Here is a 700-nt window from a genome sequence, read left to right on the forward strand (position 1 = left end):
GCCCTGGCCGCCATGGAAGGCCGTGACGCCAACATCGGCGAAGAGTCCATCCGCAAGCTGATGGCTGCCGTCGATGACTACATCCCGACGCCCGAGCGCGCCGTGGACCAGCCCTTCCTGATGCCGGTCGAGGACGTGTTCTCGATCTCCGGTCGTGGTACGGTTGTGACCGGTCGTGTCGAGCGTGGCGTGATCAACGTGGGCGACGAGATCGAAATCGTCGGCATCCGCGATACCAAGAAGACCACCTGCACGGGCGTGGAAATGTTCCGCAAGCTGCTGGATCGCGGTGAAGCCGGCGACAACATCGGCGCCCTGCTGCGCGGCATCGACCGTGAAGGCGTTCAGCGTGGTCAGGTTCTGGCCAAGCCGGGCTCCGTGACCCCGCACACGAAGTTCGAGGCCGAAGCCTACATCCTGACCAAGGAAGAGGGTGGCCGTCACACGCCATTCTTCGCCAACTACCGTCCGCAGTTCTACTTCCGTACCACGGACGTGACCGGCACGGTTCAGCTGGCCGAGGGCACCGAGATGGTAATGCCGGGCGACAACGTGTCGTTTGGCGTCGAGCTGATCGCCCCGATCGCGATGGAAGAGAAGCTCCGCTTCGCCATCCGCGAAGGCGGCCGCACCGTCGGCGCCGGCGTCGTCTCGAAAATCATCGAGTGACCGACACAAAGCGCGGCCCGGAAACGGGTCG

At 64.4% G+C, this 700-nt stretch carries 1 protein-coding gene; it reads left to right on the forward strand.

Going from position 1 to position 700, the window contains the following annotated elements; all coding sequences use genetic code 11:
* Nucleotides 1–669, forward strand: a 669-nt coding sequence (locus FEV53_RS20525) for an EF-Tu C-terminal domain-related protein (RefSeq protein ID WP_246100964.1), incomplete at its 5' end; no start/stop codon positions are given.
* Nucleotides 670–700: the final 31 nt, after the last annotated feature.

The organism is Palleronia caenipelagi, from assembly GCF_007004065.1.
GTDB lineage: Bacteria > Pseudomonadota > Alphaproteobacteria > Rhodobacterales > Rhodobacteraceae > Palleronia > Palleronia caenipelagi.